General features: G+C 29.9%; 5 protein-coding genes and 1 pseudogene. 2 read left to right on the top strand and 4 right to left on the bottom strand.

Going from position 1 to position 6,827, the window contains the following annotated elements; all coding sequences use genetic code 11:
* Nucleotides 1-68: 68 nt before the first annotated feature.
* Together ACFHWD_RS20235 and ACFHWD_RS20230 are read left to right on the top strand one after the other, a co-directional pair.
* Nucleotides 69-1,247 (top strand): amidase domain-containing protein, encoded by a 1,179-nt coding sequence (locus tag ACFHWD_RS20235; RefSeq protein WP_179977687.1) that lies wholly within the window; start codon nucleotides 69-71, stop codon nucleotides 1,245-1,247.
* 111 nt (nucleotides 1,248-1,358) lie between these two features.
* Complete coding sequence (locus tag ACFHWD_RS20230; protein WP_378062902.1) at nucleotides 1,359-1,718, top strand: hypothetical protein; 360 nt, start codon at nucleotides 1,359-1,361, stop codon at nucleotides 1,716-1,718.
* A 145-nt stretch (nucleotides 1,719-1,863) separates the two neighbouring features.
* Here ACFHWD_RS20230 and ACFHWD_RS20225 read toward each other — a convergent pair whose 3' ends face one another.
* From ACFHWD_RS20225 to ACFHWD_RS20210, 4 genes and pseudogenes are all read right to left on the bottom strand, one after another.
* Nucleotides 1,864-2,178 carry a hypothetical protein gene (locus tag ACFHWD_RS20225; RefSeq protein WP_179977689.1) on the bottom strand — a complete coding sequence of 105 codons (315 nt, stop codon included), beginning with the start codon at nucleotides 2,176-2,178 and terminating at the stop codon, nucleotides 1,864-1,866.
* Nucleotides 2,179-2,366: 188 nt separating this feature from the next.
* Nucleotides 2,367-3,146 (bottom strand): IS21-like element helper ATPase IstB, encoded by a 780-nt coding sequence (gene istB, locus ACFHWD_RS20220; protein ID WP_179977690.1) that lies wholly within the window; start codon nucleotides 3,144-3,146, stop codon nucleotides 2,367-2,369.
* A gap of 3 nt (nucleotides 3,147-3,149) precedes the next feature.
* Nucleotides 3,150-4,730, bottom strand: coding sequence for an IS21 family transposase (gene istA, locus ACFHWD_RS20215; protein ID WP_179977691.1), 1,581 nt, complete (start codon nucleotides 4,728-4,730; stop codon nucleotides 3,150-3,152).
* A 370-nt stretch (nucleotides 4,731-5,100) separates the two neighbouring features.
* Nucleotides 5,101-6,785, bottom strand: a pseudogene (locus tag ACFHWD_RS20210) (Tn3 family transposase); the annotation flags it as partial.
* Nucleotides 6,786-6,827 lie beyond the last annotated feature (42 nt).

Genomic DNA, 6,827 nt, shown 5'->3' with positions numbered 1-6,827 from the left:
TATAATATATAAAAATCAAGCTCTCTGAGTTTTCGAGAGCGTACTATTATAGCTTAAGGGGGATACTTATGTTTAAAAAAAAATTAGGATTATTTGTAGGTATTTTATTAATATACACTATATTGTTTAGTAATACAGTATTTGCAAAAACTACATATGAAAGTGATCCTACAAATACTAAACTAGAATTATCAGATTCTGATTCACTTAAAATTAAAGAAAACATAAAAACTATTTTAGATACTCAATATGAAATAATGAAAACTTGGAAATTTAAAAGTAATCAAGAATTAATTGGAGATTCTAAATTACTTGAACTAATTGAAAAAACTAACAAATTTAAGACTCAATGGTATAAAAAAGTAAATTTAAAAGCATTGAATTATAATAGTACTTTAGATATAGAAAATATACAAAAAAATTCTAACAACAAATATACATTAAATGTTAAGTATAGTATAGATTTTTATCTATCAAATTCTAATGTTAAATCATCTTCTTTTGATGAAAAATATATATTTGAGTTAGAAAAAAAAGGTAATAATTACTATATAACTAAAATGTTAGATTTAACAGATATGCAGGAAGAGCCTATTAATTCTACTAATCAAGTTAGATCAATTAATAAATTAGATTATGATGCTTCTAAAAAAATAGAAAATACAGAAGAGTACGATAATTTCATCACTGATAAAATAAGTTCTATAGACGATATATCAAATAATATAGATAGATATGCTGAAGAACAAAATAAACAAACAACATCAGTACCTGTTAATACTAAAGCTGCTTATTCAGGATATAAGGCAAATGCTGCTGTAAATTACGCTCTTAAATGGGCATATAGCTTTAATCCTAAATATCATAACTATGATAAAGAAGGTGGAGATTGTACTAATTTTGTTTCTCAATGTGTTAATTGGGGAGGAATACCTACTGCTGGATCAGCGTGGTCTAGTAATACAACTTCATGGATAAATGTAAAAGCTTTTTACAATTATATGAGAAGTAGTGGTTATACATCTGGTGGAGATTCAAGTTCTGGTTCAAGATTAGGAGACGTTATTCAATTATACCATAAAAAATGGGTGGGAAGTGATTGGTCTCATACTGTTATAATAACAGGTAGAGATGGTAGTGGATGGTTATATTCAGCTCATTCTGACCCTAGAAAAAATTACCCTATAGCTAATGTATATCCAACATCATCATATACAAATATAAGATATATAAAATTTTGGCATTAATTAAAAAGGGAGGGGGAAAATATAAAAAGCAAATTTATTAAATGTATTATATATATAATACTAATATTATCTATACTAACTATAATCTTTTTTATTAGAAATATTAATTTAGTGAAGAATGAAGATTTTTATATTTTTATGAAAAAAGCTTATACAACAAATGATGGATATACTAAAGAAATATCTAAACATATGTCAAAAAATGTTTTTAATAAAACCAATGGATTTAAAGTATTTAAAGGTAACTCCAAATATAAGAAGCCTTACAAAATAACATTTTTTGAATTAAAACAAGATTCTAGAAAAATAAGATTAAATAAAATATATATATATATGCGAGATTCTATTTCTGTTAGTGACTATAATAATAAAGAAATAGGTGGCTATAGGAACGGTTTAGTAAAATATACTATAAAAAAGATTAATAACACTTGGTGCATTACTGATAGTGAAATATTGGTAGATCAATAATTTCAATTAAAATAAAAAAACCTTAATTGTTTTAATTAAGGTTTTTCTATTTTAATCAAGACTTTAAATTATATATTAAATACACTATCTTATTTCGTAATTATGACAATCTTTATAATAACTCTAGTGCTTATATACCTTAAAATTATTTCTTATATCTATTCATAAATTCTAATAGAGCAAGTGAATAAAGATCTTGCATCTTAAATTGATTATTTTTCTTACAAAATTTAATCCAGTCTTTATTAATATTATCATATACCTTTATTAATCTACCCTTTAATTCTCCTTTAAATTTACTTAAATCAATTTTCAATTCTGGCTCTTCTGGTACATCTATTATATTTTTATTTTTGCTATATTCTTGTATAATCTCTTTTAATTGTTCTTTCATTTCTAATAATTCTTTTACATCTGATAATGAAATTTTTAAATCTTTAATTTCCTGTAATTCTATCACATCATTATTTTTAGATACTTGAGTTTTTTCATGTTTTATATTACTTATACTTTTATTATTGTTTTGTATAACTATATCTTTTATATAAGCTCTTAATTCCGCATTATATTTGTAGCTGTATATGTCAATGACTTTTTAGGTCAAAAGTCCATCCAATTTTAGGTCACCCTCCCTCCAAAAATATACACTTATCTATAAGTGCATATTTTCAAAAGATGATGTGCCTCTTTTCCACTTCCCTCAAATGTTTCCCTAAGTCGGTAGGAATCACCTGTCATGTCTACTATATAAGCTTTATGGGTAAGCCTGTCTACCATTGCACTTGTAATGACAGGATCACCAAATACCTCTTCCCATCTGTCAAAAGAAAGGTTTGTTGTTATTATTATAGATTTTCTTGATGCCCGTAAAGAAAGATTTGTAAATAAAAGTTCTGCCCCTTCCTTATCAAAGGAAATATATCCTAATTCGTCAGCAATAACAAGGTCATATTTCTCGAAGCGTCTTTCAAAATAACGCAGCGTTTTCTGGCTGTTACATTCCTTAAGTGTTGTAATTAACAGGGGAACTGTAGTGAATAAAACCTTATATCCTTCCATACACGCCTTAATTCCAAGCCCTATACTGACATGGGTTTTCCCAGTTCCCGGATTGCCCGACATAATCACATTTTTTCCCTGTTCAATAAATTTCATTGTGGCCAGTTCCGGCAGTATCTTTTTCATTGGAGCAGGAAGGTATTTTGTTTCAATATCCTCTAAATATTTCCTGTATGGAAATTTTGCATTGCGTATACGGCATTCCACACTGCGTTTATCTTTTTCTACCAGTTCATAGGTCAGAAGTTTGTGGAGAAAATCTTCGTAGTCACTTGATTCACCCATTTCCTCTTCAAAGTGTTCTTGTATACCGTGAAGTTTTAAGATACGGCAGTATTCTTTGATTTCTTCATTTAACTTAACTCTCATTTTTTATAAAATTTCCTCCCTTAAACATCCTGATTGAATTCGAGCCAGCTGATTATATACAGATAGGGTATTCCGTGATTTTTGGGAAATATAATCATTGTAATCTCTCCTTATATTATTTTTCTCCGCACGCCTGTCACAGACAGTGCTTACTTTATCAGCACTCATATCAAGAGGTGAAATTTTCTCCAGTTCTCTTAATGCATCACAAACAGCATCTACACCTTTTTCATAAATAACTTCAAGAACATGTAGAAATGTTCTTACATCATTGTTATAATAATGATCATAGATATTTTTAATTTTGGTGTCCGCCTGAAGCAGTGCCGTGCTTTTGTGAAGGGCACCTGGTTTTTTAGATAGAGTTCTCAGATAATGTTTCAGCTCTATCTTCCAATCATGATTCACATAACTGCGGTTATGTACGGCTATTACAGCTCTGCCATAATAGATTATGATCTTATCCGTATATGTTTTTGACATCACCAGTTTGTTTACATAGATGTCTGGAACAGAATAATGGTTTTGACTTATAACAATAGTTGAGTATTTGTCCACCCCGCTTTCGCAAATTATACAGCTCTCGAATTTTGAAAGATGCGGCAGCAAAAACTTCTTTTCCTGTTCAAATACTTCAAATGGTATAGTACAATTGGAAGTTCTTCTTTTATTCAAATTCATACATGTTTCGAAAAGATACTGGTTTGCTTCTGCAAGACTGTCAAAGGTTTCGTGATCAGGTGCACTAAATGCATGTCTTCTTACGTACTCAACACTTCTCTCAACGTGACCCTTCTCGTTGCCTGCGGCAATATTACAAAACCGGAAGTTAAATCCATAGTAGATAGAAAGTTCAGTTAGTGCTTTAGTTGGTTCCTTCTCATGAAGCCCTACAAATTTTTTTACTGCAACTTTCATATTATCGTATACCATGGTTTTATAGGAGCCGCCGCAGTGTTCAAAAAATTCTGCATGTGGCTGCTGAAATACCGGTGTATCCTGCGATTTAAACAGTATGGCAAAACGATAGTTTGCTTTTGCAGGTGTAAATACTGCCATCTGATATTTCTTAAATCCTGAGCCACCAATATCAAGTTTTACTTCGCCCCAGTCAAATTCACAAATATCACCCAATTTATATTCCTGTCTTATAAAAGCTTCCCTATACCTCATCTCATCCTGGTTTACAAGACGTTTAACTGTCGAATAACTGATACTGCATCCCTGTTTTATCAGATATTCGTGGATGTCTATTTTTTTCATGGCCTGCTTTGATCTTCCTTCTGAACGCTTCTTTCTGTTTGATTCCAGACATTTTTCAATAATATCCAATATCTGTTGTGTCACCTTTACAGGTTTACGTCCATTGGAATGATATTTTGGTTTTTCGATAATTGCTTGAATAAGTTCGGATTGATCTAATCCAGGATTAATAAGCAATAATTCTGTTTTTTGATGTTGATACTCATTGACATATTTATTTATAGTATCTTTACTCATGTGTAATTCTTTTGCAATAGCCCGGTTGCTCATTCCATCAATATGTTTCAGTATTATTTTTTGTTTTTGTGTCAGTGTGATCACTTCCTTCTGTCCTCCTCTTAGCATAATACTAAAAGAATAACATATTTTGGCTGATAAGTGACCTAGTTTTCAATGAGCGCTTGACCTATTTTTATGTTAGCATAAACAGTAGCCTTTTGTTGTAAATCTACTTATAATTGTACTTTTATTTATACCATATTTTTTACATAATTTTGTAACACTTATTTTTTTATCTTTTTGTAATTCTTCATTAATAAATTCTACCTGTTCTTTTATGTTTAGCTTATCAAACTGGATAGGCTACAAGGGGTAGAAGGAGCATCCGTGTCATGTACTGAAAAGTAAATGGAATATACTGTAATCCATGATAACTATTAAGAATATAGCATGGATTAATATATAATCGGTATTATACTTGTACTGAATTATTGTATATATTTATAGGAATTCTTTGAGTCATATCTAAATCAAAATTTCCATACGGATTTACATGATTATATATTAATGGGGTTAATGCTCTGAAATCTTCAGGTTCCATCATATCATACCATTTCTTTTCAGATAATATTTGTTGTATCATTAGTGTATTTACGTATACCAAGCAATTTTGCAAAAGATGAAGACTTAATACTGAAAGCTCCTGATCTTCGATTCTATTTGTTGATATTTCACCACTTTTACCATAGAAAATAAATGAGTTAGCTGAGTTCCAATTTTCAACCACATTAAGTCCTTCATGTATCTCTATTCTTAGAGCTTCTGAGTTTAAGTATTCGCAAAGAAATATAGTCTTTATAGCTTTTCCTAATTCTGCAAGAGCTAAATATGTTGGATGTTTCAAATTATTTCTGGTAAATCTTTTTAATATAGCTTCTGTTTCTGCTGTGCCTAGTCTTAAAGCTGTAGCATATTTTATCATTTGATCATACTGCTGCCTTATAAGTTCGCAATTTATAGGCCTTGTCAGCACTAGTTGAAGATTAGGATATAGTTCACTTATTCCAGTATCAGGTCTATATAATTTTTGTGAATGTATTGCTTTAATTCTAGGCATTAGATTAAAACCTAATAAATGACAAAACGCAAAAGCAACTTCACTTTGACCATGAGAATCAACAAAATTTTTTTTATTTCCATATCTGTACAATGTTTTAATAATCCTTCTATCATTGCAGATACTTCAGAAGATGAGCATTGTTTTAACTGTGAATATATACATGTAGAATTTTTTTCAACATGCCAATATATCATTACACCACGACCCCGATATCTAATATGCCATTCTGTCATTAGATTTTGATCCCATGCTCCAAATTTTTTACTATCAGAAGCACAGGTTGTTGTTCCTTCACCCCATATGTCTTCTACTCTACTTTTAAGTATTGCATTAACTACTGATGTTATTGCATTATGTAAGTTATCTTTATTTATAAATTTTCTTTTTATATAAAGCAAATTCTCATAATTTTCACCATGATTTCCTGCAGCGATACGCTTCAATCCTGTATTTGTACCTAATCCATATAGTGCTAAAATAAGACGCTTTTGAATTACTTCTCTATCTAATCTTTCATGAGAAGCCATGGTCTTAAAGTTGTCTGTAAAATTTATTCTTAAATCTGCTTCTTTAAGTACATCAAGCAAATTAGTCATTGGCCAGTGTCTCATAATTTCAGCTTTTATTTTTGACAAGTTCATGGGTTCATCTTGCGGTTCACTAGGGGATACAGTAATCCAACCTTTATTATTTTTATTAGATATACGTACTTTTGGATTTTTAAGCATGCCAACATCTAATTTATTTAATGAATTATACATGGATTGTTTAATACTATTTATAAATTTTTCTGAATCTAAGGGTTTATTTAGTGCTTTATAATTTTCTTTCCTATGCTCTTCAAAGTCGATTGGTAAGTCTTCATCAGGATTTCTATATCTATTTGCACCAACTCCCCATATTTCTTTACAACGTAATTTATCTCTTAATGCCTGTAAAGTAATAATTTCATAGTTTATTCTATTTATGCGTTCATGTCCACTATCATCAGTTTCCATAACCGCATCTCTCATAGATGTACGAATAACGCCATCTATAATGGACCCAAGAATTCAGACAAAAAAATGCTTGCTTTTTAG

The organism is Clostridium sp. MT-14, from assembly GCF_042436595.1.
GTDB classification, from domain to species: Bacteria; Bacillota; Clostridia; order Clostridiales; family Clostridiaceae; genus Clostridium_B; species Clostridium_B aromativorans.
This window is presented reverse-complemented; position numbering and strand designations above follow the sequence as displayed.

Excerpts from the sequence above, each read along its gene's own strand:
- ACFHWD_RS20235 (WP_179977687.1), top strand. The coding sequence starts at position 69 with ATGTTTAAAAAAAAATTAGGATTATTTGTAGGTATTTTATTAATATAC.
- istB (WP_179977690.1), bottom strand. The coding sequence starts at position 3,146 with ATGAGAGTTAAGTTAAATGAAGAAATCAAAGAATACTGCCGTATCTTA.